The sequence below is a fragment of the Azospirillum sp. B510 genome, assembly GCF_000010725.1.
GTDB lineage: Bacteria > Pseudomonadota > Alphaproteobacteria > Azospirillales > Azospirillaceae > Azospirillum > Azospirillum lipoferum_B.
Genome location: NC_013857.1, coordinates 431151 through 457537, shown reverse-complemented (window position 1 = coordinate 457537; position 26387 = coordinate 431151). Strand labels below are relative to the sequence as shown.

General features: G+C 67.7%; 18 protein-coding genes and 3 pseudogenes. 12 read left to right on the top strand and 9 right to left on the bottom strand.

Annotation, left to right across the window (positions count from 1 at the left end):
* Nucleotides 1-17: 17 nt before the first annotated feature.
* From AZL_RS26475 to AZL_RS26450, 6 genes are all read left to right on the top strand, one after another.
* The gene (locus AZL_RS26475; protein ID WP_042445707.1) at nt 18-1103 is read left to right on the top strand and encodes a WD40/YVTN/BNR-like repeat-containing protein; all 1086 of its coding nucleotides are present in this window, start codon (nt 18-20) and stop codon (nt 1101-1103) included.
* Nucleotides 1104-1144: 41 nt separating this feature from the next.
* Complete coding sequence (locus AZL_RS26470; protein WP_012977491.1) at nt 1145-3595, top strand: efflux RND transporter permease subunit; 2451 nt, start codon at nt 1145-1147, stop codon at nt 3593-3595.
* Nucleotides 3596-3631: 36 nt separating this feature from the next.
* On the top strand, nt 3632-4705 hold the full coding sequence (locus AZL_RS26465; RefSeq protein WP_012977490.1) for an aromatic ring-hydroxylating dioxygenase subunit alpha: 1074 nt from the start codon (nt 3632-3634) through the stop codon (nt 4703-4705).
* The gene (locus tag AZL_RS26460) at nt 4702-5658 is read left to right on the top strand and encodes a PDR/VanB family oxidoreductase (RefSeq protein WP_012977489.1); all 957 of its coding nucleotides are present in this window, start codon (nt 4702-4704) and stop codon (nt 5656-5658) included. Before AZL_RS26465 ends, AZL_RS26460 begins: the two co-directional genes overlap by 4 nt.
* 7 nt (nt 5659-5665) lie before the next feature.
* On the top strand, nt 5666-6619 hold the full coding sequence (locus tag AZL_RS26455; RefSeq protein WP_012977488.1) for an NAD-dependent epimerase/dehydratase family protein: 954 nt from the start codon (nt 5666-5668) through the stop codon (nt 6617-6619).
* A gap of 83 nt (nt 6620-6702) precedes the next feature.
* The gene (locus AZL_RS26450; RefSeq protein ID WP_012977487.1) at nt 6703-8415 is read left to right on the top strand and encodes a methyl-accepting chemotaxis protein; all 1713 of its coding nucleotides are present in this window, start codon (nt 6703-6705) and stop codon (nt 8413-8415) included.
* A 223-nt stretch (nt 8416-8638) separates the two neighbouring features.
* Here AZL_RS26450 and AZL_RS26445 read toward each other — a convergent pair whose 3' ends face one another.
* On the bottom strand, nt 8639-10414 hold the full coding sequence (locus tag AZL_RS26445) for a sulfatase-like hydrolase/transferase (RefSeq protein ID WP_052293786.1): 1776 nt from the start codon (nt 10412-10414) through the stop codon (nt 8639-8641).
* A gap of 373 nt (nt 10415-10787) precedes the next feature.
* On the opposite strand from AZL_RS26445, the gene AZL_RS26440 reads away from it, so the two are divergent.
* The 4 genes and pseudogenes from AZL_RS26440 to AZL_RS26425 all read left to right on the top strand — a co-directional run bounded on the left by AZL_RS26440 (nt 10788) and on the right by AZL_RS26425 (nt 15856).
* The gene (locus AZL_RS26440) at nt 10788-12995 is read left to right on the top strand and encodes a sensor histidine kinase (protein ID WP_148219654.1); all 2208 of its coding nucleotides are present in this window, start codon (nt 10788-10790) and stop codon (nt 12993-12995) included.
* A 17-nt stretch (nt 12996-13012) separates the two neighbouring features.
* Nucleotides 13013-13837 carry a response regulator transcription factor gene (locus AZL_RS26435; protein WP_052293785.1) on the top strand — a complete coding sequence of 275 codons (825 nt, stop codon included), beginning with the start codon at nt 13013-13015 and terminating at the stop codon, nt 13835-13837.
* A 133-nt stretch (nt 13838-13970) separates the two neighbouring features.
* Nucleotides 13971-15263 carry an IS701-like element ISAzs6 family transposase gene (locus AZL_RS26430; RefSeq protein ID WP_012973655.1) on the top strand — a complete coding sequence of 431 codons (1293 nt, stop codon included), beginning with the start codon at nt 13971-13973 and terminating at the stop codon, nt 15261-15263.
* 93 nt (nt 15264-15356) lie between these two features.
* Nucleotides 15357-15856, top strand: a pseudogene (locus AZL_RS26425) (IS5 family transposase).
* Between the two features lie 145 nt (nt 15857-16001).
* On the opposite strand, the gene AZL_RS26420 reads toward AZL_RS26425, so the two are convergent.
* The 4 genes from AZL_RS26420 to AZL_RS26405 form a co-directional block, all read right to left on the bottom strand.
* On the bottom strand, nt 16002-16763 hold the full coding sequence (locus AZL_RS26420) for an ABC transporter permease (RefSeq protein ID WP_012977482.1): 762 nt from the start codon (nt 16761-16763) through the stop codon (nt 16002-16004).
* Complete coding sequence (locus tag AZL_RS26415; protein WP_012977481.1) at nt 16760-17686, bottom strand: ABC transporter ATP-binding protein; 927 nt, start codon at nt 17684-17686, stop codon at nt 16760-16762. The genes AZL_RS26420 and AZL_RS26415 overlap by 4 nt, the downstream gene beginning before the upstream one ends.
* Before the next feature lie 73 nt (nt 17687-17759).
* On the bottom strand, nt 17760-19370 hold the full coding sequence (locus tag AZL_RS26410; RefSeq protein WP_012977480.1) for a sensor histidine kinase: 1611 nt from the start codon (nt 19368-19370) through the stop codon (nt 17760-17762).
* Nucleotides 19367-20059 carry a response regulator transcription factor gene (locus AZL_RS26405; protein ID WP_012977479.1) on the bottom strand — a complete coding sequence of 231 codons (693 nt, stop codon included), beginning with the start codon at nt 20057-20059 and terminating at the stop codon, nt 19367-19369. The genes AZL_RS26410 and AZL_RS26405 overlap by 4 nt, the downstream gene beginning before the upstream one ends.
* Nucleotides 20060-20196: 137 nt before the next feature.
* Between AZL_RS26405 and creD the strand changes: the two genes are divergently transcribed.
* On the top strand, nt 20197-21540 hold the full coding sequence (creD, locus tag AZL_RS26400; protein WP_042445704.1) for a cell envelope integrity protein CreD: 1344 nt from the start codon (nt 20197-20199) through the stop codon (nt 21538-21540).
* Between the two features lie 139 nt (nt 21541-21679).
* The gene (locus tag AZL_RS37445) at nt 21680-22135 is read left to right on the top strand and encodes a glycoside hydrolase family 3 N-terminal domain-containing protein (protein WP_148219653.1); all 456 of its coding nucleotides are present in this window, start codon (nt 21680-21682) and stop codon (nt 22133-22135) included.
* Nucleotides 22136-22251: 116 nt separating this feature from the next.
* Here the strand turns inward: AZL_RS37445 and AZL_RS26385 are convergent.
* The 4 genes and pseudogenes from AZL_RS26385 to AZL_RS26365 all read right to left on the bottom strand — a co-directional run.
* Nucleotides 22252-22941 (bottom strand): annotated as a pseudogene (locus AZL_RS26385) (mandelate racemase/muconate lactonizing enzyme family protein); the annotation flags it as partial.
* A gap of 9 nt (nt 22942-22950) precedes the next feature.
* Nucleotides 22951-24088, bottom strand: a protein-coding gene (locus AZL_RS34800; protein WP_076611334.1) for an ISAs1-like element ISAzs22 family transposase whose coding sequence is annotated in 2 segments (ribosomal slippage) — nt 22951-23475 and nt 23477-24088 — 1137 coding nt in all. Because the reading frame shifts where the segments join, the coding sequence is not laid out codon by codon here.
* A gap of 121 nt (nt 24089-24209) precedes the next feature.
* Nucleotides 24210-24608, bottom strand: a pseudogene (locus AZL_RS26370) (hypothetical protein); the annotation flags it as partial.
* Between the two features lie 167 nt (nt 24609-24775).
* Nucleotides 24776-26116: an IS1380-like element ISAzs3 family transposase gene (locus AZL_RS26365; protein ID WP_012977036.1), complete on the bottom strand. Its 1341-nt coding sequence runs from the start codon at nt 26114-26116 to the stop codon at nt 24776-24778.
* Nucleotides 26117-26387: the final 271 nt, after the last annotated feature.

The window sequence follows — 26387 nt, the reverse complement described above, 5'->3', positions numbered from 1 at the left end:
GATTTTTACAAGGTGAGATGATGCGACGTTGCAGTGGAGCGGTGTCGGTCGCCCTGGCGGGGCTGCTTGCCCTCGGCGGCCCGGCGCTGGCCGCGCCGGTGCCCGAACCGCTCGACCGGCCCGCCACCCTGGTCCGCCAGCCGGACCGCGCCGCCTTCCAGGCGGTTACGGCGGCGGGCGGGCGGCTGGTCGCGGTGGGCGAGCGGGGCCTGATCGTCCTGTCCGACGACAAGGGCGCATCCTGGCGTCAGGCGAAGGTTCCGGTCAGCGTGACCTTGACCGCCGTGAGTTTTCCCACCCCCACGCTGGGCTGGGCGGTCGGCCATTACGGCGTCGTGCTGCACAGCCGCGACGGCGGGGAAAGCTGGGTCCGGCAGCTCGACGGGCTTGCCGCCGCCCGCATCGTCGCCGACAGCGTTCCGAAGGACGGTTCCTCCCCCCGTCTCGGACGGATCGTCGAGGAGGGGCCGGACAAGCCCTTCCTCGACCTTTTTTTCCCGACCAAGGATGCCGGCTTCATCGTCGGGGCCTTCGGTCTGGCGTTGCGCACCGACGACGGCGGCAAGAGCTGGTCGTCCCTCACCCTCGATCTGCCCAACCCGGACGGGCTGCATCTCTACGCCATCCGCGCCGGGGGCGACGCGCTCTACATCGCGGGAGAGCAGGGGCTCCTGATGCGCTCCGACGATGGCGGGCGCAGCTTCCGCCGCCTGTCCACCCCCTATCGCGGCAGTTGGTTCACGTTGGCCGCGGACGCCTCCGGCGGGGTGGCGCTGGCCGGTCTGCGCGGCAACGCCTTCCGCTCCGCCGACCGGGGTGAAAGCTGGCAGCCGATCGAGCTGCCCGGCCCGGTCTCGGTGACGGCGTCCGGACGAGCGCCGGCGGTGAACGGCGCTCCCGACCGTCTGCTGCTGGCCAATCAGGCCGGGCAGATCCTGGCGACGCAGGAGGGGGGTGGCGTGTCTCTCTCCGTTTCGCCTCTGCCCCTGCCGCCGCTGCCGATGCCGACCGGCCTTCTGGCTGCCGGCGACGGGTCGCTGGTCGTCGCCACGCTGCGCGGTTTGTGGCGGGTTCCCGCCTCCGGCGCCTCCGCCGCGCCCTGACCTCTGTCCTTCCCTGAATTCTCCGACAGTCTGGAACCACCATGGCAGTCTCCCCCACCGTCAGCCCGCCCGAGATCCAGGACCTCGCCGACTTCAATCCGCGAACCGGGTCCCGTGTCGAGCGGATCCTGTTCAACAACCGCCTGATCGTCGTGTGCCTGTGTCTGGCGATCACGCTGATCCTGGGGTGGCAGGCGTCCGGTTTGCGGTTGAACGCCAGTTTCGAAAAGACCATTCCCCACCAGCATCCCTTCATCGCCGCCTATACGGAGCACCAGCAGGATCTGCGCGGCCTGGGCAACGCCGTGCGCATCGTCGTGTCGAACGGTGGGCGCTCGATTTACGAGCCGGCCTATCTGGACACGCTGCGCCAGATCAACGACGCCGTGTTTCTGATCCCCGGCGTGGACCGCAGCTTCATGAAATCGCTGTGGACGCCCAACACCCGCTGGATCGGGGTGACCGAAGACGGCATGGACGGCGGGCCGGTGATTCCCGACGGCTATGACGGGTCGCCCGCCAGCCTCGGGCAATTGCGGGTCAATGTGGCGCGGTCGGGCGAGATCGGCCAGATCGTGGCGCTGGACGGCACGTCGAGCGCGCTCTACGTGCCGCTGCTGAGCGCGCTGCCCGATGGCAAGCCGTTCGACTATGCCGTGTTCTCCCAGCGGCTGGAGGAGATCCGCAAGCGCTTCGAGCGGCCGGGGCTGGAGCTGCACGTCACCGGCTTCGCCAAGATCGTCGGCGATCTGCTCGACGGGCTGCGCGAGGTGCTGCTGTTCCTGGCCGTCGCCATCGCCATCACCACGGGGTGCGTCCTGTGGTTCACCCGCTGTGTGCGCTCCACCGCGCTGGTGGTGGTCAGCTCGATGACGGCGGTGGTCTGGCAGCTCGGGCTGTTGCCGCTGCTGGGCATGGCGCTGGACCCCTATTCGATCCTGGTGCCGTTCCTGGTGTTCGCCATCGGCATGAGCCACGGCGCCCAGAAGATGAACGGCATCATGCAGGACATCGGCCGCGGCCTGCACAAATACGTCGCCGCCCGCCTGACCTTCCGCCGCCTGTTCCTGGCCGGTCTGACAGCGCTGCTGGCCGACGCCGTCGGCTTCGCCGTGCTGCTGGTGATCGACATCCAGGTGATCCGCGAACTGGCGATCGCCGCCAGCCTGGGGGTGGCGGTCCTGATCTTCACCAACCTGATCCTGCTGCCGATCCTGCTCTCCTACACCGGGGTCAGCCCGTCCGCCGCGGCGCGCAGCCTGAAGACCGACAACGCCCGGCAGACGACCGGCGTGAAACATCCGGTCTGGGCCTTCCTCGACCGCTTCACCGGGCGCGCCGGCGCGTCGGTCGCGGTGGCGGGCGCGGTGGTCCTGGCCGTCGTCGGTCTGTGGGGAGCCGAGGGGCTGAAGATCGGCGACCTCGACCCCGGCGCGCCGGAACTGCGTCCGGACTCCCGCTACAACCGCGACGTCGCCTACATCAACGCCCATTACGGCGCCAGCAGCGACGTGTTCGCGGTGATGGTGGAGACCAAGGGGGAGGGAAGCTGCGCCGGCTACGAGGTTCTGCGCCGTCTCGACGCGCTGGAGTGGGAGTTGCAGCAGTTGGAGGGGGTCGAGGCGACCAACTCCCTGGCGCGCCTGAACCGCGAGGTGCTGTCGGGCCTGAACGAAGCCAATCCGAAATGGATCGAGCTGATCAAGAACCAGTCGATGCTGAACTTCGTCACCGCCGGCGCGCCGCGCGGCCTTTACAACGAAGCCTGCAACCTGCTGACCCTGTTCGTCTATCTCAAGGACCACAAGGCCGACACGCTGGACCGCGTCGTCGCCCGCGTCGAGCGGTTCGCCGCCGACAACGACACGGAGACCATCCGCTTCCGTCTGGCGGCGGGTAGCGCCGGCATCCAGGCCGCCACCAACATCGTGGTGAAGCAGGCGTGGCGGGAGATGCTGTATCTGGTCTACGGCGCGGTGATGGCGCTCAGCTTCATCACCTTCCGCTCCTGGCAGGCGGTTCTGGTGGCGGTGCTGCCGTTGATGCTGACCTCGGTCCTGGCCGAGGCCCTGATGGTGGCGCTGGGCATGGGGGTGAAGGTCGCGACCCTGCCGGTGATCGCGCTGGGGGTGGGTATCGGCGTCGATTACGCGCTGTACATCCTGTCGGTGACGCTGGCGATGATGCGGGCCGGAATGGGGCTGTCGGAGGCCTATTACCGGGCGCTGATCTTCACCGGCAAGGTGGTCATCCTGACCGGCGTGACGCTGGCCGCCGCGGTCGCGACCTGGGGCTTCTCCGACATCAAGTTCCAGGCCGACATGGGCATCCTGCTGGCCTTCATGTTCTTGTGGAACATGGCCGGCGCGCTCATCCTGCTGCCCGCCCTGGCCTATTTCCTGCTCCCCGGCGCCAGGGCGGCGGGCGGGGCGCGGGGCGGGGCAGGCGACCGCGCGCCGGCGGCGGGCGTCTCCGCGCTGCCGGCGCCCTGAGGGTCAATCCAAGAAAGAGAGAGGGAGAGTCATTCCATGGCCTATCTGATGAACAGTTGGTACGTGGCCGCCTGGGATCACGAGGTGACGGCCGACCGTCCGCTGGCCCGCACCCTGCTGGATCGCCCGGTCGTGCTGTTCCGCGACGCCGCCGGGACCGCGCGGGCGCTGTTCGACCGCTGCCCGCACCGCTTCGCGCCGCTGTCGTTGGGGACGGTGCAGGGCGACAGTCTGCGCTGCGCCTATCATGGGCTCGAATTCGACGGGCGGGGGGCCTGCACCCGCAACCCCCACGGCAACGGAACCATCCCGAAGGCGGCGAAGGTCGAAGCCTTCCCGCTGGTCGAGCGGCACAGCCTGATCTGGATCTGGATGGGCGACCCGGCCAAGGCCGACCCGGCGGCGATCCCCGACTTCGGCTGTCTCGACCCGGAAAGCCAGCATGTGGGCAAGCGCTACCTGCGGGTGAACGCCAATTACATGCTGGAAAACGACAACATCATGGATCTGTCGCACATCCAGTTCCTGCACGCCAGCACGCTGGGATCGGACGCGGTCGCCCAGGCCGTCACCGAGGTGAAGGAGGAGGGGAACACGGTGTGGTCGCTGCGCACGACCCATGGCGAGATCATGCCCGATTTCCTCTACCAAGCGATGGGGATCGAACCGGGCATTCCGGTGGACCGCTGGATCGACGTGCGGTGGAACGCCCCCGCCAACATGGTGCTGCTCGCCGGAGCGGTGCCGAGCGGACGGCCGCGCGCCGAAGGGCGCGACACGCCGACCTGTCACCTGTTCACCCCGGAAACCGCGACCACCACCCATTACTGGTTCAGCATCTCCTTCCCCAAGGCGATGGGACCGTTCGGCGCTCAATTGGCCGAAGAACAGATTGACGGTTTGAGCGTCCCCTTCCGCACCGAGGATCTGCCGATGCTGGAAGCCCAGCAGAAGGCGATGGGGGATGCCGAATTCTGGTCGCTGAAGCCGGTGCTTCTGGTGGGCGACGCCGCGGGGGTCCGGGCGCGCCGCGTCCTCGACCGCCTGATCGCCGCCGAGCAACAGGAGCTTGCCCGGTCGCAGAGCGCGCCGGAGGCGGCCGGCGCATGATGGAGCTTCTGGTCACCCGCGTCCGCCTGATCGCCGAGGACATCCGGCTGTTCGAACTGACGCGGCCGGACGGCGGGCCGCTTCCGGCCTTCACCGCCGGGGCGCACATCGATGTGCGGGTGGCGGACGGACTCGTCCGGCAATATTCGCTGTGCAACTCGCCCGAGGAGCGCCACCGCTACGTCATCGCGGTCCTGCGCGACCCGGCGTCACGCGGCGGCTCCATCGCAATGCACGACCGGGTGCAGGAGGGCGACCGGCTGGAGGTCGGCGAGCCGCGCAACCTGTTCCCCCTGAACGAGACGGCGGGGAAGACGCTGCTGTTCGCTGGCGGCATCGGCATCACGCCGATCCTGTGCATGGCGGAACGGCTGGTGACGCTGGGTCGCCCGTTCGACTTGCACTACGCCGCCCGCACCCGCAACCGCATGGCCTTCCGCGAGCGGTTCATCGCGCCGCCCTTCGCCGGGCGCAGCTGGCTCTGGTTCGACGACGCGCCGGCCACGGAACGTCTGGACGCCCGGAGGATTCTGGCCGATCCGGCGGCGGACGCCCATCTCTACGTCTGTGGTCCGGCTCCCTTCATCGCCCATATCCTGGAGACCGCGACGGCGCAGGGGTGGGCGGAAGAGCGGCTGCATCGGGAGTATTTCGGCGCGGCGCCGGCCCCCGCCGTTTCGCAGGACGGCGCCTTCGAGGTGGAGATCGCCAGCACCGGCGCGGTCTACCGGGTCGGGCCGGAGGAGCGGGTGATCGACGTGCTGGCCGGGCAGGGGATCGAGATCCCGGTGTCCTGCGAACAGGGCGTCTGCGGCACCTGCGTGACGCCGGTCCTGTCGGGGATCCCCGATCATCGCGACCTGTTCCTGACCGAGGCCGAACGCGCGGCCAACGACCGTTTTACCCCCTGCTGTTCGCGGGCGCGGAGCGGCCGGCTGGTTCTGGATTTGTGAGGTCTTCATGAAACGCATCGTCATCACCGGGGCGAACGGCTTCGTCGGCCGGGCGCTGACCCGGCGGCTGCTGGTCGACGGGACGGTTGAGGCTCTGACGCTGGTCGATCTGACGCTGGATGATCGGATGGCGGACGACCCCCGCGTGCGCCGGGTGACGGGTTCGATCGCCGAGGACGGCGTTCTGGCGACCGCGCTGGAGGATGGCTGCGACGCGGTCTTCCACCTCGCCAGCATTCCCGGCGGCGCCGCCGAACGGCAGTACGAGCTGGGGTTGGACGTCAATCTGCAGGCGACGCTGGAGCTGCTGGAGCTGCTGCGCCGCCATGCGGTCGCCAACCCCGATCTGCCGCCGGCGCGGCTGGTCTTCACCAGCACCATCGCGGTGTATGGCTCTCCGCTGCCGGCCCTGGTGGACGACGCCACCCCGCTACGCCCGTCGCTGAGCTATGGCGCGCAGAAGCTGGCCGCCGAGGTCCTGCTGCGCGACTACGCCCGGCGCGGCTGGGTCGATGGCTGCGCCTTGCGGCTTCCCGGCATCGTCGCCCGGCCCCCGGCGCCGAACGGCCTGCTGTCGGCCTTCATGAGCGAGATCTTCTGGACCTTGTCGGAAGGGCGGCCCTTCGTCTGTCCGGTGTCGCCGCGGGCGGTCGCCTGGTGGATGTCGGTCGGGGCCTGCGTCGACAACCTCCTGCACGCCGCCGCCTTGCCGTCCTCGGTCCTGGCCGCCCGGCGCGAGTTCACGCTTCCGGTGCTGCGGCTGAGCATCGCCGAGCTGGTGGACGGTCTGGCCGCGATGTTTGGCGAGGATCGCCGCGGCCTGATCAGCTATGCGCCCGATCCGGCGCTGGAGGCGGGGTTCGGCGCCTATCCGCCGCTCGACGCCACGGCGGCGCAGGCAGCCGGCTTCCGCCACGATGGGGAGGTCAGCCGGTTGATCCGGCGCGCTCTGCAATCATGATGCCCCCGCTTTGGCCCAGGGAGGAGGATGCGATGGACGAGCGCCGCGAAGGACCGACGCATCAGCCTGTCTCGCGGCCGCCCGTGATCAGGCCGCTCCTCCGCCGTCTGTTCGTCCCGTGGAACCATCTGCCGATCGTGGTGAAGATCATGGTTCCCCTGGCGATCATGATGGGGGTGTCGGTGGCGACCTTGTGGTACGGCATCGCGCAGACCGCTCAGATCAAGGACGATTATCAGCGGGTGGTCGATCTGTCGGAGCGGGGCAAGGCCGCCTATGCCGCGTCCGGCGCCGCCCGCTCGATCAACGGTATGGTGCGGGAGATGGTCGCCGAGGAGGATCCGGAAAATCTCGGCTTCCTGAAGCGCGACCTGGAGACGCTCAAGCAGAGTTTCGTCGCCAATGCCGAGGTCCTGAAGCTGATCCTGCCGCAACGCGACCAGGATATCGACTCCGGCATCGCCCAGTTCATCACCCTGATGACCGTCGTGGACGAGGCGCGGGCGGAGGTGGAGAAGGGCGACCGCGCCGCCGCCGCCAATATCCTCAGCAGCGGGCGTCTCGATCCCAGCTTCGTCATTTCCCAGTTCGAAGGGTTGAGCGGCGACGTGCATCAGGCGATCGAGGCCGCCGACCGCTCGGCCCAGGCCCGCTATGACGAGACGATCCGCGTGACGGTGACCAGCGGGGCCGCCGGGGCGGGGCTGACGCTGGTGCTGGCCCTGCTGCTGGCGCTCTATTCCGTGTCGCGACCCCTGGGCCGCGCCGTCCGGGCGTTGACCCGGCTGGCCGACGGCGAGCTGGGCATCGCCATCCACGGCGTCGAGCGTCGGGACGAGATCGGCGCGACCGCCCGCGCCGTGATGGTGTTCCAGCGGGCGATGAACGAGGCCGAGCGGCTGCGCGCCGAGCAGGATCGGTTGCAGGCCGCGGCCGAGGCGGACAAGCGGCTGACGCTGGAGCGGCTGGCCGACAGCCTGAAGGCCGAAATCGCCGATGTCGTCCAGTCGGTGGGAACGGCGGCGGCGCACATGCGTCGGACGGCGGACGAGCTGGCGGCGGTCGCCGGCACCGCAAACCGGCGTTCCACCGACGCCGCCGGCAGCGCCGGCCAGGCCGCCAGGAGCGTGGACGTGGTGGCGGAGGTGGCGGAACAGCTCTCCGCCAGCATCCGCGACATCGGCGAACGGGTGGTCGCGTCGGAACGGATCGCGGCAAACGCCGTCACCGGCGCGCGCCGCTCCGAAGAGGCGATGGATGAATTGCTGAAGGCGGCCGAGCGGGTGGGGGAGGTGGTGCGTCTGATCGACTCCATCGCCGGACGCACCAATCTGCTGGCGCTGAACGCCACCATCGAGGCGGCCCGCGCGGGCGAGGCGGGCAAGGGATTCGCCGTCGTCGCCCAGGAGGTCAAGGCGCTGGCCCGGCAGACCTCCGACGCGATCCTGGGGGTGGAACGGCATATCGAGGACATCCGCGCCGCCGCCGCCAAGGCCGCCGAGGCGATCCACGGGGTCGGAAGCGTGATCGCCAGCATGTCGGAGATCTCCGGCGCGATCAGCGTCGCCGTGACGGAACAAAGCCAGGCGACCCAGGAAATCGCCGAGAGCGCCAGCCGCGCGGCCAGCGGCGCCGGCGACGTCCGCACCATCATCGACGACGTCATCGACGGGGCCAACGAGACCGGAACCATCGCCGATCTGGTGCTGGCGGCCGCCAACGGTCTGGTCGGGGAATCCACCCGGCTCGGCGCGGCGGTGGACTCGTTCGTCCATAAGGTCCGCTCCGCCGGCTGAGGCCGGACCCGGCGGTTCGATGAAACTTTCCCTATGGAAGAACTTGCCTTGGCCGCCCGACTGGCCCGTCCGACTGGCATGCACACGCCGACCCGGCGGCGCCAGCGTCATCCATGCCCGGCTTTATGGATAGCCCAACAGCTCACCTCCCGAAAGCGTTCCGCAACCGAACAAGTAACCCGGTGTCCTTTCGGCCGCGGGACGCTCCAGCCCCGGGGTGGCGTCAGCTGCTGCGGCCGCCGATCATCGACACCGCGTCGATCCCCTTCACATACTTCCAATAGGCGTCCAGGGCATTCTGCTGCGCCGCCTGATACTGCTCCGGCAAAGGCGCCTGAAGCTCATCGGGAAGAAGCGTGGTCATCAGCGTGTGGAGCAGCTCCCGCGCCGCCGGACTGTCGGCCGTACTGGTCATTTCCAGTTTGCCATCCGGGGCGGTGTAGTCGTAATACTCGACCTCCTGGCCGGCTTTCAGGGGCTGCCCGCCATTCGTGCTGGGATCCCAGAAGGCATAGGTGCCGAGCTTGCCCTGTTGCGTGACCACCCCGATGGCGTGGAACGGAGCGTTCAGGTAGTTGTAGCTGGTCGGAAACGCCTCGTCCGTCGTGTAGAGGGCGTATTTGCGGCCCGGCGCACCGGGGTCGCGCAGGATGTCGAGCAGGCGCGCCCGCGTTCCGTAGAGCGCCTTGTAAGGCTCCTCCTGCATCCATTCGGTGCCGTCGCGGGCGATCGACACCAGCAGCGGAACCAGATCGACGGAGGACGCGAGCTGTTCGCGGATGATGTCCGGCGCGGAAACCACGCCGTCCGGACGCGGATCGACGACGATCAGGGGAACGTTCAGGCATTCCTTGTAGACGCTGAAGCCCTTGCCCTGCAAACCATGGGCGCTGGCATATTCGCCATGGTCGGAGGTGAACACGATCACGGTGTTGGCGGCGAGATCCTCGGGCAGGTTGCCGATCAGCTGGCCGATCTGGATGTCCACCTGATTCATCGCCCAGGTGTACATGTCCAGCGCCTTCGTCCAATAGCCGAAGGGGGCATAGGGAACCACGCTATCCGTCACCGGGGTGGGCGCCATGGTGAAATCGGTCTGGTTGGGATCGTCGCTGACGTCGCCGGTCATCACATAGGAGAAGAAATCGCGGCCCAGCCGGGGCAGCTTCACCCCGCTTTCCAGCAGCGCGTCGGCCGGCTGCCAGTTCGCCGGCAGCTGATAGCCGTAGTCCGGCGGGTCGGACTGGCCGGCGACGATGCCGGTGTAGGCGACCGGCGCCGTCTTGCCGGCCTTCTTGTATTGCTCCTGATAGACGGCGCCCTCGATGCCGGCCCAGAAGAACTGCTTGTCATGGGGGTTCACCAGCCCAACCGTCAGGCAGAACGGCTTCTGGTTGCCGCTGCTCGAACGGCTCTTCAGCCAGTAATTCGCCTGGGCTACGATGTTCGCATCGCTCAGGACCGGGTCGGCGCCGACCGGCGGAGGGCTTGCCACAGTGGCGCCCGATCCCTGGCCCGGCTGACCCAGCGGGTCCGGCATGGTCAGCCCCTCGAAGCCGTAGGGTTCCAGGTAATCGTAGGCGGCGGCCGAGGTCGGGCCGGCGGGGTAGTTCGACATGTGCCACTTGCCGATCAGGGGTGTGTCGTACCCCTGTTCGCGCAGCAGCTTGCCGTAGGTCGGAAAGGCCGTCTCCAGGGATGGCTGCGGCGCCGCCGTGCTTTGCGCGTTGAACATGTTGGCGCGCGTCAGCATCAGCCAGGTCTGCTGCGCGTAGAGACCGGTCGCCATGACCCCGCGGGACGGCGTGCAGTCGGCCGCGGCGGTCTGGTAGTTGCTGAACTTCACCCCCTTCTCCCAAAGCATCCGGTGGGTATAGGGCATGTATTTCGCCAGGAATTCCCCGGCGGACTGGACACCGTTGGGAAATTCGCTGGGAAAGCGCATTTCATCCAGGGTCAGCAGAATGATGTTTGGCTTCGTACCGGTCTGGGTCGCCATATCCGTCTCCGCAGGAATGAGAATGGGGGCTGCCCACTGGTGACCATGCCCCGGGGTAGATATCGATAATTTCAAGAGCAATAAGGCCCGGCCAATATCTAGCTCTTCTTTGGATGAAAGGTACAGGTGATCTATATCAACAAACATCACAATATCTAACCACACCGCGGTATGCAGAATGAATAGTGATGTCTTTTGTATCATTTCGTGATTGTAATTGAATGGCTCGATGGATTCGGCGGGTATGACTTGATGTTGTTTTTGTTATCTGTGGAAGAATGCGGTTGGCGTGCAGTTCGTTCGGAAATGCCCGCAATGAATTAAGCTTGCGCGGCCCGGCAGGCCGGTGCCGGAAAAGGCGGGGGAGCGGACGGTGCGAAGGGGTGTCGTCATCGGGCTGCTGGTCGGTCCTCTGGCCGTGGCATTGACCGTGGTGCTGGCCGCGCCGTGGCTGGTCAGGGCGGTTCCGGTGGATCCGCCCCCGCCGGCGGCCCCGCTGACCGTCCGGGGGGAGGATCAGTCGCTGTCGCTGGCGGGCCATCTGGAGGTTCTGTCCGACCCGGGCGGCGGGCTGGGCCTGGACGACCTGCGCTCCGGTCCGGCGGCCGGCTCGTTCCGGCCGATTCCCGGCTTCCTCGCCCACGGATTCGTTTCCGGGGCGACCTGGGTCCGTATCCGCCTGCGTTATTCGCCATCCGACACGGCGCCCGCCGCCTCACCATCCGCCGCGCCGGCGGCGATCGACCGTCTGCTGGAGATGAAGCCGCCCTATCTGAACGAACTGCGCGTCTATGCGCCGGCCGGTGACGATGACGGCGCGTTCGTCGAGACGGTCCTGGGAGATGGTCTGCCCTATGCCGGGCGGCCGATTCCGTTTCCCTCCCTCGTCGTTCCCGTGACCCTGCGCTCCGGTCGCGAGACGGTGATCCTGATCCGCATCGCCACGGCGCGGACCACGGCGCTCAGTCTGCGGCTGTGGTCGCCGTCCGCCTTCATGACGCATGCAACGCTGGACCTGTCCGTCCTCGGCGCCTGGTTCGGCATCGCCGTCATGATCGGCACCATCAACCTCGTCTTCTGGCTGTGGCTGCGTGATCGGGTCTATGGCTGGTATGGCCTTTACGTGCTGGCGATGCTGGCGGGCAACCTGCCGGTCAGCGGAATGCTGTTCCTGCTGTGGCCATCCGGCGCGCACCGCATCGCCGACTGGCTGATCGGGACGGCGCTGTGCGCGGTCTTGCTGTTCGGGGCGCTGTTCACCGGGGCGCTGTTCGATCTGCGGCGGGGCAATCCGGTGCTGCGGGGGACGATCACCGTCATGGTCGCGGTCGGTCTGGCCGGCACCCTGGTCGCACTCGCCGGGCAGTATGCGGCGATCGGCGCCGTTATCCAGTTCGTCGCCGCCATGCTGTTCATCCTGGCGGCGCTGCTGTCGCTCAGGCTGGCGCTGCGCGGGCATCGTCAGGCCCGGCTGTGGCTGCTGGCCTTCCTGCTGCCGCTTGTCGGCGGCGTGATGCTTCTGCTGCGCAATGTCGGGCTTCTGCCGATGATCGAGTCCATCGAATACGGCAACATGGCGGGGGCGCTATTCCACATGCTGCTGATGACCCTCAGCCTCGCCCAGCGGGTCAAGCAGGCCGAGCGCGACTGGCGGGAGGCGCAGCAGGCGGCGCTGGCGGCGGCACGCGATGCCGAGGAGCATGCCCAGACCCTCGCCGCCGGCCGCACGCGGCAGCTGATGGAGGCCACGCACCAGCTCGAGGAGGCGCTGATGGCGGAACGGCAGGCGGCCCGCGACCGCACCCAGTTCGTCGACATGATCTCGCACGAATACCGCACCCCGCTGTCCGTGATCAGCGCCAGCCTGGACGTGCTGGCTCTGCGGATCGGGAGCGATATGGACGGCGTCGACCGCAGCGGGCTTGAACGCCCGCTCGCCCGCATGAGACGGGCGGTTCACCGGTTGGTCGAGATCGTCGATGTCGGCTTGCAGCGCGCGCGGATCGATGTCGACGGGCTGGCGGCGACCAGGAAGCCGATGGCCCTGTCCGAGTGCCTGGACGAGGCGCTGTCGATCGTGCGCAGCCACTCCCCGGACCGCGTGATCGTCCTGACCGAAGGCCAACCGATGGAGGACCGGGCGACGGACGGCTGGGCGATGGATGAGCGGCCGGTGGGAGGGGGCGCTGCGGATGTCATGCTGCTGGCCGACCGGCCGCTGCTGACCACGGTGTTCGTCAATCTGCTCGACAATGCGCTGAAATACTCGCCGGCCGACCGGCCGGTACGGATCGGCGTTACGATGGCGGAGGGTTGGCTGCGGGTGGAGGTGAATGATCGCGGCATGGGGATCGCCGAGGCCGATCTGCCACGGGTGTTCGGCAAGTTCTTCCGGTCGCAGCAGGCTCAGAGCATGCCGGGAACCGGCATCGGGCTGGCGCTTGCCCGGCGCATCGTCGAACTGCATGGCGGCCGCCTGTCCCTGGCGAGCCGGATCGGGGTGGGGACCACGGCAACGGTTGAAATCCCGGCATTGGACATGGGGGCGGCCGGCGCCCCGGCGGTCACCGGAGAGAGTTAGGGGGGAGGGAGATGGAAATGACCGATCCGAAGCCCGCAGGCATGGCCGGGCATGATCAAGCAGGCGCCTTGCGGCCGCGCGTGATCCTGGTCGAGGATGACGGCGACCTGCGCGAGAGCATCGAGGAATATCTGAAGCTGACGGGGTTCACCACCATCGGCGTCGGCACGGCGTTGGAGTTCTTCCAGGCGTTGGCGACCATGGATATCGATGTGGCGGTGATCGATGTCGGGCTGCCGGATCAGGAGGGATTCGAGATCGCCTCCCTTCTGCGCCGACGGCGGGAGATCGGCGTGGTGATGCTGACCGCCCGCGGCGCCTCCGAAGACCGCATCAAGGGGTTTCAGAGCGGCGCCGACCTTTATTTCGTCAAGCCGGTGGATTGTCGCGAATTGGCCGCCGCCCTGCTCAATCTGGTCGGGCGGCTGCCCAGACGGACGGCGGCGGCAAGCGAGAGCCCGGCGTCGGGCCGGGTCGCCGCCGTGGAGAGTCCGGCGGCCGACGCCTGGGTGCTGGACCATGTGGACTGGCTGCTGCGCGACCCCCGTGGGCGGACGGTGCAGGTCACCTCGTCGGAGATGCGTCTGCTCGACGCCATGCTGCTCGAACCGGGGGCGACCGTTTCGCGCGGCGCGCTGCTGGTGGCGCTGGGCTATCGCGAGGACGAGTCCGGCAACCGCAGCCTCGACGTGCTGGTTTCCCGCTTGCGCCGGAAGATAGAGATCACCATGGGCGGCAAGGCGCCGATCCAGACGGTGCACAACCGCGGCTACCTGTTTTCGGCCCCGGTGCTGGAAATCGGAGGTCCGGACAAGGCGGTCGACAGGACGAGGCCGCAATGACCGCCGGAGCGGGCAAGGGGACGGGCCGCCTCGCCCATCCGTTTCACCGTGGCTAGTACTACAGCCGGTCGCGAAAGACGGAATATGCGGCCGGGCGGCCTGTTGAGCTTGGAACCGACTGGAGGGTCCGAGCATGACCGAGATGACGGAAGCGGCGGAATGGTCCGATGCCCTGGAAGGGCTGGTCGGCGGATTGAGGTCCTTCTACAGCGCGGCCGGTCGCCAACGGGCTCTGCGTTACGTGAGAGGTCTTTTGGCGCCGCTGGATCGCAAGAATGGCTGGCAGTTGGCCGAAGCCGCCGGGGATTGCTCGCCGGCGGCGATGCAGGATTTCCTGGCCCGGACCCGTTGGGATGCCGACGCCGTCCGCGACGACCTCCAGGCCTATGTCATCGAACGGTTGAGCGACGATGAGGCCGTGCTGGTCCTCGATGAAACCGGCTTCGTCAAGAAGGGCACCCGCTCGGTCGGGGTGAAGCGGCAGTATTCCGGCACCGCCGGACGTATCGAAAACTGCCAGATCGGCGTCTTCCTCGGCTACGCCAGCCGACGCGGCCGGGTGCTGGTCGACCGCGCTCTCTATCTGCCCGAGGACTGGGCTGGCAACGACGAACGCCGACGGATGGCCGGCGTCCCCAACGCCGTCGGCTTCGCCACCAAGCCGAAACTGGGGCGGGCGATGCTGGAGCGCGCCGTGGCAGCCGGCCTGCCCTGCCGCTGGGTGACCGCCGACTCCGTCTACGGCGGGGACTACGCGCTGCGGCTATGGCTGGAGCGCCAACCGCTGGGCTACGTGCTGGCGATCACCAGCAAACAGCGCGCGCCCATGGGCTTCGATACGGTCAAGGAGCGGACGACCGGCTTCACCGCCACCGACTGGCAGCGGTTGAGTGCTGGCGACGGAGCCAAGGGGCCACGCCTCTACGACTGGGCGCACAAAACCTACGCTTCCCTGCGCGAGGGCTGGTGCCGCGGTCTGCTGGTGCGCCGCTCCATCGCCGAGCCGGACAAACTCACCTACTATCTGACCTTCGCCCCGGAAGGCACGCCGGTCGCCACATTGGTCCGGGTCGCCGGGTCGCGCTGGACCATCGAGTCCTGCTTCGAGGCGGCGAAGGGCGAGGTCGGGCTCGACCAGTACGAGGTGCGCTCGTGGACCGGCTGGCACCGCCACGTCACCTTGGCCATGCTGGCCCTGGCCTTTCTCACCGTCGTGCGCACGGCGGCCATCGGGGGGAGAGGATCAACTCGACCTGTCCGCCGATCTTCTGCCCTTGACCGTGCCCGAGATCCGCGCCCTCCTGGTCGCCTTGATCGGCCGGCCCCCCGCGCCACCCACCGCCATTATCGATTGGTCCATCTGGCGAAGACGCCACCAACAGCGAGCACGGCGCTCCCATTGGAAACGACGCACCCAAACCGATAAGGACCGGCTGTAGTACTAGGGCCTGTTGACATTCGCGTTGAGAAGGGGCTTCCGATGGTCGTAGAAATTTGATTCAAGGCTACCAAAAGGGAGGTGGCCTTGGATCGGATTGTATCGCGAGATGATCAGTGGAAGCGGATAGCGCCGCTTCTTCCCTGCAAAGTGGGCGCCCCCGGCCGCTCGGCAGCGGACAATCGCCTGTTTTTGGAGGCGGTCCTGTGGATCGTCCGCGTTGTAGCGCCCTGGCGGGACTTGCCCGCAGCGTTCGGCAATTGGAACTCGGTGTTCCAGCGCTATCGCCGATGGGCCAAGGCCGGTGTCTTCGACGAGGTCTTCGCCGCTTTATCGAGCGACGCGGACTTCCGGTACGCGATCATTGACGACCCGATTGTCCGGGTGCATCAGCACGGTACCGGCGCAAGGGGGGCTCAGGCGCAGGCCATAGGTCGCTCTCGTGGCGGGCTGACGACCAAGATCCTGGCCGTCGTCGATGCGCTGGGGAACCCCGACGCATCGCCACACGATACGACAAAACTGATACAAGCTTCGCCGCTGCCATTAACCTCGTCGCTACCATCTTGGTAACGCGGTGAACGTCAACAGGCCCTAGCAGAGATGTCCACCGATTCGGAGGAGGGTCACCTCATTCCTCCCCGACTTTGGCCGACAGCCTCGGCCCCGAGCGGTTCACCCGCCAGGGCATTCTCTTTGCCTGCTTCAGGCAAAGCCGGTGGCCGGTCAGTTCTTCAGCTTATAGCCCGTGCGGAAAATCCACCACACGACGGCAAGGCAGATCACCAGCAACAGGGCGGTCATGCCGAGGCTCAATGCGACGGGCATGTCGGAGGCGCCGTAGAAGCTCCAGCGGAAGCCGCTGACCAGATAGACCACCGGATTGAACAGGGTGACCGTCTGCCAGAACGGCGGCAGCATGTTGATCGAATAGAAGCTCCCGCCCAGGAAAGCGAGTGGTGTCACGATCAGCATCGGCACGATCTGCAACTTTTCCCAGCCGTCGGCCCAGATACCCAGAATGAAACCGAGCAGGCTGAAGGTCACCGATGTCAGCATGAGGAAGGCGATCATCCAGACCGGGTGCGCGATGGAAAAATCCACGAACAGCCGCGCCGTCAGCAGGATCAGCGTTCCAAGGATGATGGACTTGGTCGCCGCCGCGCCGACATAGCCGATCACCGTCTCGAAGGCGGAGACGGGGGCCGACAGCAGTTCGTAGATAGTGCCGGAATAGCGTGGCATATAGATGCCGAAGGACGCGTTCGACACGCTTTCCGTCAGGACCGACATCATGACGAGGCCGGGGACGAGAAACGCGCCGTAGCTGACGCCCTCGATCGATGCGAAACGCCCGCCGATCGCCGCCCCGAACACGACGAAATACAGCGAGGTGGAGATCACCGGGCCGGCGATGCTCTGGAACAGCGTGCGCCAGGTGCGGGCCAGTTCGAAGACATAGATGGCCTTGATCGCATGAAGGTTCATGCCCGCCCCCTCACCAGATTGACGAAGATCTCCTCCAGGGAGCTCTCTTCGGTGCGCAGGTTCGTGTAAGTGATGCCGTGGTCGCCCAGCTTGCGGAGAAGCCCGGCGATGCCGGTGCGCTCCCGCTGCGTGTCGAAGCTGTAGACCAGTTCCCGCCCGCCCTCCGACAGCGTGAGCGGGTAGTCGGCGAGTTCGGATGGGATGGCGTTCAAAGGGGGCTGCAATTGCAGGGTCAGCTGCCGCTTCCCCAACTTCTGCATCAACGCGGCCTTTTCCTCCACCAGGACGATCCGGCCGCCGGAGATCACGCCGATGCTGTCGGCCATCTCCTCCGCCTCCTCGATATAGTGGGTGGTCAGGATGATGGTGACGCCGCTGTCGCGCAGGCGCCCGATCATCTCCCACATGCCGCGGCGAAGCTCCACATCCACACCGGCGGTCGGTTCGTCCAGGAACAGGATGCGCGGCTCGTGCGACAGCGCCTTCGCGATCAGCACGCGCCGCTTCATGCCGCCGGACAGCGCCATGACCTTGGTGTCCTTCTTGTCCCACAGGGACAGGTCCTTCAGGATCCGCTCGATCACCGCGGGGTTGGGCGGCTTGCCGAACAGGCCCCGGCTGAAGCTGACGGTCGCCCAGACGCTCTCGAACGACTCGGTCGTCAGTTCCTGGGGGACCAGACCGATCAGGGACCGCGCGGCGCGCCAGTCGCGCCGGATGTCGTGACCGTCCACCGTCACGCTGCCCGATGTCGCCCGGACGATGCCGCAGACGATGCTGATCAGCGTCGTCTTGCCGGCACCGTTCGGACCGAGCAGTGCCAGGATCTCGCCGCGGCGGATGTCGAGATCGACTCCTTTCAGGGCCTGGAAGCCGGATGCGTAGGTCTTTTCCAACCCACGGATCTCAATTATAGGCTGCATATCTTCCCTCGGCTTGGGGCCAACTCCCGGGTGCGGACGCCACCATAGCGCTGCACGGTGCCCGGCGGAATTTTTACCTGAGTGGTATGACCCGGCGCAGGGCGACCTCGAACAGGGCGCCGCGTTCGGAGGGTAGCAGGGTGATGCTTCCGCCATGGGCCTCCACCAGCCCCCGCGCAATTGTGAGGCCGAGACCGGTGCCGCTGCGGTCGCGCGCGGTGGTGAAGAAGGGGACGAAGACCCGGTCGGCATTCGCCGGCGAGATGCCCGGCCCGTCGTCGGCAACCCGCAGGATCGCCCGCTCGCCCTCGGCCCGCAGAGTGACGGTCACCCGCGCGTCCGCGCCGGCATGGTGTCTTGCATTCTCGATCAGGTTCGCCAGGACGCTTTCCAGGGACTCCTGCCCGATGGCGACCGGCAATGACGCCGGCAGGGACGTGTCCGCGCCATGACGATCGGCCAGACGAGCGGCGACCGGCACGGCGTCGGTCACTGCATCGTCGGTCACAGTCATCACGTCGGCACGTGCCAGTTCGAGCAGGCGGCGGACGAGGCGGGACAGCCGTCCGGCCTCGGAGTCCATGTTGGCGAGGAAGCGGTCCCGCTCTTCGGGAGGCATGCTGTCCGTGTGATCGCGCAGCAGCTCGACGGTGCCGCGGATGGTCGTCAGCGGTGTCTTGAACTCGTGCGAGACGTGGGCGGCAAAGTCGCGGATGTAGTCGGCCCGCTCCTCCAGCGTCCTCGCCATCCGGGTCAGCGCGTCCGACAGTTCGGCGACCTCGCGCACCACCGGGCGCGGCAGCGGGACCATCACGCCCCGTTCGCCGTCCGCCGTGCGCTTCGCCAGCCCCGTGACCGCCCGGAGCGGGCGGGCGATGGCGACCGTCCCCAACCGCGCCAGCACCCCGACTGATGCCAGCAACAGCACCGCGAGCCCTGCGAGGTGCCAGCGCTTGCCGTAGAGGGTGTCGGCGATGCTGCGCGGCGTGCGCGACACCACCACCACGCCGACGACGCGCCCGTCCTCGAGCACGGGCTGGGCGGTGAAGACCCTCACCGACCGGCTCCGATCCGGCACGGCCGGGCTGTCTGAAGCGGACCGGTAGCTCACACGGTCGTGGCTTGTGCGTTCGCGCAGGACGCTGGCGGCCTCGCCGGCCAGGGCGCGGCGGACCTCGTCCTGCCGCGCCAGGGACAGGCCCATCTCCTCGCCGGTGCTGGCGACGACCACCCCCTGGCGATCGGTGACCCTCATGCCGGCCAGGGTGATGCGCTGCGCCTCGCGCAGGATCGGGCCGAGCGTCGATCCGGCAATGGCGGCTGTCGGGTCGCCCGCCATCGCCGGGACCGGATCGGGGGCAAGGGGAAGGATCGGATCCTCGGCAAGGTCGAGGCTGGCGAACCGCGGCGTCCAGGGCGGATCGAAGCCCGGCGGGCGTGTCCAGGCCGGATCGACCGGGGGCCCGAGCTCCTCCGCCTTTCCGCCGGCCCGGCGCCAAGCGTCGCGGTAGAAGGCGGCGACCACCCCGGCCTGGGCGATCAGTTCCGATTCCGTCTGGCGGATCAGGGCGCTTTCGTAGAGGCGCAGGATCCACAGGCCGCTCAGCGGCAGGACCAGTGCCGCCACCGTCATGACCAGCAGCACGGTCGCGATCGACGGCCGCCGTCCGAACGGCGATCTCATCGGCAGTCCGACAGCTTGTAGCCCAGCCCATGCACGGTTTCGACAGGAGCGCCGCCCACCGCCTGGAATTTGGCTCGGACCCGGCGGATATGGCTGTCCACCGTGCGGTCGGCGACATAGCGTTCGGTGGCATAGGTGCCGTCCATCAGGGCGTCGCGGCTGAACACCTTTCCAGGCCGGTCGGCGAGGGTGCGCAGCAGGCAGAACTCGGTGGCGGTCAGCACCACTTCCATCTCGTCCCAGAAGGCACGCACGCCGTCCAGGTCCAGGCGCAGGCGGTTGTTGCGAAGGACCGGTGCCGGCCCCTCTGGAACCGGCGGCTCCGGCGGGACCACCCGCCGCAGCACCGCCTTGACCCGCGCCGTCAGCTCGCGCGGCGAGAAGGGCTTGGTAACGTAATCGTCGCCCCCCAGTTCGAGGCCGAGAATTCGGTCGATCTCGTCGTCGCGCGACGACAGGAAGATGATGGGGACCCGGCTCTCCCGGCGCAGCCGGCGGCAGACCTCGGTTCCGTCGATCTCCGGCATGCCGATGTCGAGCAGGATCAGGTCGGGAGAGTCCGCCTGGGCCAGCGCCAGCCCCTGGACGCCATCCCCGGCCTCGACCACGGCGAAGCCCTCCCGCTTCAGGGCGAAGCGGACGATGTCACGGATGTGGGGATCGTCGTCGATCAGCAGGATCTTGGTCATGGCAGCGCAACCCTACCCGATAATCTGCACAAGTTCTGCACGGAGATTCCTTTCCGGCTGCACAACCGCGTCATCGCCGCGGCATGCCGGGGCGTCACGCTGGGGACCGGTTTGCCATCGCCTCGTGGAGTGTCCGAATGACCGTTCCGTCCGATTCCCCAACCAATCCCCCACCCGTGCGCCGGAACCGCCGATCCGCGAAGTTCCTGCGGATCGTCCTGCTTCTGGCGGTGACCCTCATCGCTGGCCTGCCGGTCTCCGGGATCATCGGCGAACGCTCCGACCGCCAGGCGGAGATGCAGGAGGAACTGGTGCGGAGCTGGAGCCCTGAGCAGATCGTGCGGACACCAGTCCTGGCGGTTCCCTATCTCGCCGCCGACGGCAAGACCCGCGGTTACCTGAAGATCGCGCCCGCGACCCTGGCGACGCAGGCGGCCCTGGTGCCGGAGCGCAAAAGGCGCGGCCTGTTCTCCGCGACCGTCTACACCGCGGCGCTGGAAATGACCGGCACCTTCGCGGTCCCGTTCGCGTCCAGCCTCGAAAAGCTGGTTGGGCGTAGCGGTTCCATCTCCTGGCAGGACAGTGTCTTCCTGCTTCAGGTATCGGGGCTGGCCGGCATGACGGCCGAGGACCGCGTGGTCTGGAACGGGGAGACCATCCCCTGGCGCGGCTGCCAGGAGCTGGTCGCCCGCGTCGAAGACTGCCGGGGCGCCGCGCTGGCCGCCCGTCCGACCATCGCGGCGGCCCCCGCCACCAACGTGGAGATGAAGTTCCAGGCGACGGTGACGCTGCGTGGTACCGGGGCCTTCCACCAGACCCTCGACAGTCGGCAGGCCATCGCGGTCATCAAGGCGCCGTGGCCGACGCCGAGCTTCGTCGGCACCGTGCTGCCGTCGGACCCGACCGTGACCGCCGACGCTTTCGAGGCGCGGTGGAACGTCTCCGATTATACCAGGCCGCCGCTCCGCTCCGACGCGGCGCTGCTGGACTCCGCCGAAGCCCAGTATCTCCCCTCGGTCGGCGTCGAGCTGCTGGAGGCGGTTCCCACCTACCGCATGATCAACCGGGCCTCGAAATACGCCAGTCTCTTCGTCGTGCTGTCCTTCACGGTCTATGCGCTGTTCGAGCTTCTCTCCAGCGTGCGCATCCACATCGTCCAGTATGGCCTGCTCGGGCTGTCGATGACTCTGTTCTCCCTTCTGCTGGTGTCCTTCGCCGAACCGTGCGGCTATGTTGCCGGCTACTGGATCAGCGCGGCACTCGTCCTGGTCCAGGCGACGGCCTACACCGCGGCGGTCACCCGGCGCGCAGGTCCGACCCTGGTCTTCGCGGCGGCGCTGGCGGGCCTGTTTGCCTTCCTCCACCTCCTCATCGGACTGGAAAACTACTCGCTGTTGGTGGGGACGATCGCCCTGTTCCTGGTCCTGTCGGCGGTCATGGCCGTCACCCAGCGCGTGGACTGGCAGGGAGAGGAACCGTGAGGGCTTTCGCCTGGCGGGCCGGCCGCCTGCTGCTGGCTCTCACCGGTGCCAACATCCACGATCCCTATCTGACCCCGGTCAAGGGCTGGTCGCTGCCCCTGATCGCGACGGCCGCGGCCGGCTCTCCCTGCGGCGGCCGATGCTCGTCCCGCTCTGGCTGGTCGTTCCCCTCCGCACGGTGGCGGCGCGCGGGTGTCCCGGCTGTCGCCCTGGCTGCCGCATCGCTCGGCCCCGGTGGCGCCGGCCGGCCGGCCCCTCCGACGAGCGCCGTGCCGCAGCGCGTGCTCTCGCGCAGGCGCATGGGCGGGACCTGCAATCGATCGGCGTGACCGTCAACCTCGCGCCGGTCCTCGACCTGCGCCGCGGCCGTCCGCCCGATCCGTTGGATTTCCAAAGCCTCATCGCTCAGCGGGCGATTTCCGGCGATCCGGAAATGGTGGCCGAGGTCGCCGCGACCTATGCCAGGGGCCTCGCCGACGGCGGCGTCCGCCCGACGGCGAGGCATCTCCCCGGGTTGGGGCGGGCGCAAAGCGACACCCACCATTTCCGCGCCGTCATCGGCGAATCGCGCGAGGTTCTGGAGGCGACCGACTGATTGCCCTTCCGCCGCGTGCTGGCCGGCGATCCACAGACTCTTCCGATGCCCGGCCGAACCGCGGAAAGCAACCATGCCGCCGGACTGGAGGCTTGCCTCCCCACGGCAAAGCGTCGTCAGGCGCGCTTGCCGAACTCGGCGGTTTCGCGTGTCCAGATCGCGACGTTTTCGCTCAGGCTGACGCCGAGACCGGGCCGGGTCGGAACGATCATGCGGCCGTCTCTGACCTCCAGACGCTCGTTGAACAACGGTTCGAGCCATTCGAAATGCTCGACCCACGGCTCGCGCTGCATGGCTGCGGCAAGGTGGATGTGCAGTTCCATCGAAAAGTGCGGCGCGATCTGGAGGCCGGAGAACTCCGCCAGGGTCGCCACCTTCAGGAAAGGTGTGACGCCGCCCACACGGGGGCCGTCGGGCATCAGGAAATCCGCGCCGCCCTGGCGGATGAAGTCCCAGTGCTCCAATACGCTCGTCAGCATTTCGCCGGTTGCGATCGGCGTGTCGAGTTGCGCGGCCAGGGCCGCGTGGCCGGCCGCGTCATAACAGTCGAGCGGCTCTTCGATCCAGATCAGGTTGAACTGTTCGAGGATGCGGCCCAAGCGCATGGCAGTCGGGCGATCCCATTGCTGGTTGGCGTCGACCATCAGCGGGAAAGCGTCGCCGAGATGCGCGCGCACCCTGGAAACGCGCTCGATGTCGAGCGCCCAGTTCGGTTGGCCGACCTTCAGCTTGATGCCGCCGATGCCTTTCTCGCGGGAAATGTCGGCGTTGACCAGCAACTCGTCCAGGGGGGTGTGCAGGAAGCCCAGGGCCATTCAAAGAAAGCCGTTTTTGACGGTTGCGATTGTGGCACAGCGATCTTCGGCGCATGCCATGCGGACGGCGGGGAGTGGGGCGCCGAAGAGATTGGCGATGCCCAGCATGGTGTTGCGCAGCATCGCCATGGCCTGTGGCACGGCGCCGGATCGCACCCGGCTGGCGTCTTCGCTCAAGAGGACGTCACGCCTCCAGTGCAGGCGGTTCTCGATGCCCCAGTGGTCGCGGGCGAGCGCGAGCAGCGCCGCAGGCGAGGCGTGGTCGCGGTCCAGGCTGGTGATGACGTAGACGGTTTCGTGCGAGATCGCGCCCTTGACCTCGCGGGTCCGCTCGATGCGGCAGACCTGCGCCACGCCGGGCCAGTCGAGCGCGGGAACGACCTCGCGGCTGACGGTGATGCGGCGGGTTTCGATGCGCCCGTGCCCCTTCTCCACGGTCTGCGCGCCCTCACGGTCCGGCGGCGGCCCGTCCAGGGCGGGAGGCGGGGGCTGGCCCTGGAACGCCGCCACCAGCTCCGGGGGGAAAAGCGTCACCGAAGGCGACGGCGAGATCGGCCATCAGCGCCGGTTGGTTGGCTTTGACGGTGAACAGATAATCGCCGCCGCCGTCGCGGATGGCTTGGCAGATGGCGCGCTGACAGAACACCGCATCCCCGGTGATTACCGCACCGCCCAGCGGCAGGCTCTTGAGCAGCGTCAGCGCGGCGGTGATCTCGTTGGCTTCGGGCGGCACCCGCAACTGGCCGATCACCGTCCCCAGCCGGCTGGCGAAGGCGGCCAGCAGATGCACGCCTTCGCTGCCATCGTGCCCGGCCGGCGCGCTGCCCTTCAGGCGCTTGCCGTCGAGCGCCACATGTCCGACCGGGCCGGAGCCGCGCGCCCATTCCCCCAACACCGCCTCGGCCGCCGTAACGTCCAAAGCCTTGAAGAAATAGTGGTACATGGCGTGACACGGCGCCCGCTCCAGGCCCAGCAGGTAAAGAGCCTCGGGCGGCAACCGTCGCCCCCAGCGAAAGATCGCCATCAGGTCGTTGGCCCCCGCCAGCATCGCCGAAAGCGCCAAATCAAAACCGATGCCAGAGGGTACTGCCGCCCCTTCCGGCCCCGGCGATCCGGGATCGCTCCCACAACCTCCCACAACGTCCGCGGTCCACCCCTCATCGCTCCGACTCTCCGGCTCGGTTCCTGCCGATAGCCTTGTGAATCAACCGACGACTCGCGTCACCCGAATTTCATCCACCTTCTCTGAATCGCCCTGGCAGGAAGCCGCCGGACGTGTTGTAGCAACGCACCGACTCGCGCTGGGCTCCCAGCAGCTTCGCCAGAGAAAGGCCGGCGCGCTTGGCCTTCAGGTCCCACAGGGCCACGTCGAAGGCGCCGATCGCCTGAGCCGCGAGGCCGGTCCGGCCGACGGAGGCGCCGGCCCAGCACAGCTTGTCCCAGGCCTTGGCGATGTCGCTGGGGTCTTCGCCGATCAAAGCGGGGGCGATCTCCTTGGCATGGGCGAATTGTCCGGGACCGCCCGCCCGCTTGGAATAGCTGAAGCCCAGGCCACGGTTCCCCTCGCTGGTCTCGATCTCGCAGAACAGGATGGCGATTTCCGTCATCGGCTTCTGGCGCCCCGTCAGCACCTTGGCGTCGCTGATCGGGTTCCTTAGCCGCCTTTATTCACCAGGGTGGCGAGCGGTCTGGTCGCCGCGTTGAGATGATCAACGTTGGGCTGTATGGGCGCGCGTCGTCGGCCGCCGCGCTGACGGCGGCGTGACGGTGTCGGAGTTGGTGGTGGAGGGGATTGGGTGACGGCTGGGGCACGCTGCCCCGGTGCTCAGCAGATGAGCCGGGGCATGCGGCCGAGGGCGAGGTGGATGATCGCCTGATCAGGCGCGCTGGTCGGCAGGTGCACCTTGATCTGCGTCTTCATCTCCACGATACGCGCGGCGGTCTTCACCAAGCGCAGCCGCAAGGTGTCGAATTGCACCGTGCGCCAGCGGGAGCGTTTCGGCATCAGCGAGCGCAGGCTCCACAGCAGCCAGTACGCCCCGGCGTGCAGGAACAGGCGGAACTGGTTGGCCGTCGCCTTGGTGCAGGAGGTCCGGTCTGCGGCAAGGTGGGATTTCCAGGCTTTTATATGATTTTCCGCCTGTCCCCTCGCGCAATACAGGCCGGCATACAGCCAGCGACCCGTGCCGTGGCGTAGGTTGGTGACGATGAAGCGGCTGTCGGTGCCCTGGTCTCCTGCCTCGACGCGCGCGACGATGCGGCGGACCCGGCTCCAGGTGCTGGCCCCGTCATAGAATTCCTTGAAGCGGCGCACCTTGTCGGCTCCGGGCATGGCCTGGAAGCGCGCCGCGGTGCTGGCCTCCAGCGTGGTGACGTGACGGCGCAGTGTGCTGCTGGTCGGCAGACCGAGCACGTAGTCGAGCCCCTCCGCCTCGCACCAGTCCAGCACCTCCGGGCAGGCGTAATGGCCGTCGGCGCGCAGCAGGATCTCGGTCTTGGGCCAGTTTGCCCGAATGGCGCGGAGCAGGCGACGCAGGAAGGTCCGGATCTCCGTCCCCTTGGGCCGCTTGGCTGGGCGCAGCACAGCGGTGACAAAGCGGCCGTTGCCGTCGAAGACAACGATGGGCTGGAAGCCGTACTCGTCATAATGGGCGTTGAACAGGCGCAACTGCTGACCGCCATGCACCGTGTCGAAGGTGTCGTCTACATCCAGCATGATGCGCTTGGGCACCTGGCGAAAGGACGCGCAGTAGAGATCGACCATGGCTCGGCCCATGCGCAGCAGTGCGCGGGTATCCGGCAGGTTCTCCAGGCGCGAGATGGTGGCTTGCGAGCAAAGGTCACGCTCGGACGGCAGGCGTTCCAGGGCCATCTTGAACAGCGGGTCGGAGCGTAGGCTGCCGGCGTCGTTGCCGTCCTCGTAGCCCGCCGCGATGGCCAGCAGGCGAAAGCCGATGATGTCGGCCAGCGAATGCACGGTGCGCGTTGGATCGCGCGGGTCCTCAATACAGGCGGCCAGCCGATCGGCAATCCGCAGCCGCTTCGCCACCTCCCGCAGCACCAGCAGCCCGCCATCGGAGGACAGGCGGCCGCCATCAAAGCGCCCGATCACCGGCTTTCCAGCAACGGGTGACAGGCCGGGCAGCGGCAGGGTATGATCAACCATGGCGGGTGGGCGCTCCGGAAACGGCAGGAGTTGGCGTCAGCACCCAAATCCTACGGCCGCTCAACGGATGCCGCTACACCCGCCAACCCTCATGAATTTTCCCGGTTAGCGGCAGAAAGGTCGATTGCAGCTTGATCCAGCTTACGGCTTCGTTTCGAGAAGACATCGTGTTCGTCCTTGTGGGCTTGTCGCCGGGGCGTGGGCGCTCCGGTCGGGCAAAGGGCGCGCGCCAGCACGTCATCCTTCGCGTTCAATTTATGTTATCGTTATT

Excerpts from the sequence above, each read along its gene's own strand:
- AZL_RS26420 (WP_012977482.1), bottom strand. The coding sequence starts at position 16,763 with ATGAACCTTCATGCGATCAAGGCCATCTATGTCTTCGAACTGGCCCGC.
- AZL_RS26470 (WP_012977491.1), top strand. The coding sequence starts at position 1,145 with ATGGCAGTCTCCCCCACCGTCAGCCCGCCCGAGATCCAGGACCTCGCC.
- AZL_RS26465 (WP_012977490.1), top strand. The coding sequence starts at position 3,632 with ATGGCCTATCTGATGAACAGTTGGTACGTGGCCGCCTGGGATCACGAG.
- AZL_RS26475 (WP_042445707.1), top strand. The coding sequence starts at position 18 with ATGATGCGACGTTGCAGTGGAGCGGTGTCGGTCGCCCTGGCGGGGCTG.
- AZL_RS26410 (WP_012977480.1), bottom strand. The coding sequence starts at position 19,370 with ATGAGATCGCCGTTCGGACGGCGGCCGTCGATCGCGACCGTGCTGCTG.
- AZL_RS26405 (WP_012977479.1), bottom strand. The coding sequence starts at position 20,059 with ATGACCAAGATCCTGCTGATCGACGACGATCCCCACATCCGTGACATC.
- creD (WP_042445704.1), top strand. The coding sequence starts at position 20,197 with ATGACCGTTCCGTCCGATTCCCCAACCAATCCCCCACCCGTGCGCCGG.
- AZL_RS26435 (WP_052293785.1), top strand. The coding sequence starts at position 13,013 with ATGACCGATCCGAAGCCCGCAGGCATGGCCGGGCATGATCAAGCAGGC.
- AZL_RS26455 (WP_012977488.1), top strand. The coding sequence starts at position 5,666 with ATGAAACGCATCGTCATCACCGGGGCGAACGGCTTCGTCGGCCGGGCG.
- AZL_RS26445 (WP_052293786.1), bottom strand. The coding sequence starts at position 10,414 with ATGGCGACCCAGACCGGTACGAAGCCAAACATCATTCTGCTGACCCTG.
- AZL_RS37445 (WP_148219653.1), top strand. The coding sequence starts at position 21,680 with ATGCTCGTCCCGCTCTGGCTGGTCGTTCCCCTCCGCACGGTGGCGGCG.
- AZL_RS26460 (WP_012977489.1), top strand. The coding sequence starts at position 4,702 with ATGATGGAGCTTCTGGTCACCCGCGTCCGCCTGATCGCCGAGGACATC.
- AZL_RS26365 (WP_012977036.1), bottom strand. The coding sequence starts at position 26,116 with ATGGTTGATCATACCCTGCCGCTGCCCGGCCTGTCACCCGTTGCTGGA.
- AZL_RS26430 (WP_012973655.1), top strand. The coding sequence starts at position 13,971 with ATGACCGAGATGACGGAAGCGGCGGAATGGTCCGATGCCCTGGAAGGG.
- AZL_RS26415 (WP_012977481.1), bottom strand. The coding sequence starts at position 17,686 with ATGCAGCCTATAATTGAGATCCGTGGGTTGGAAAAGACCTACGCATCC.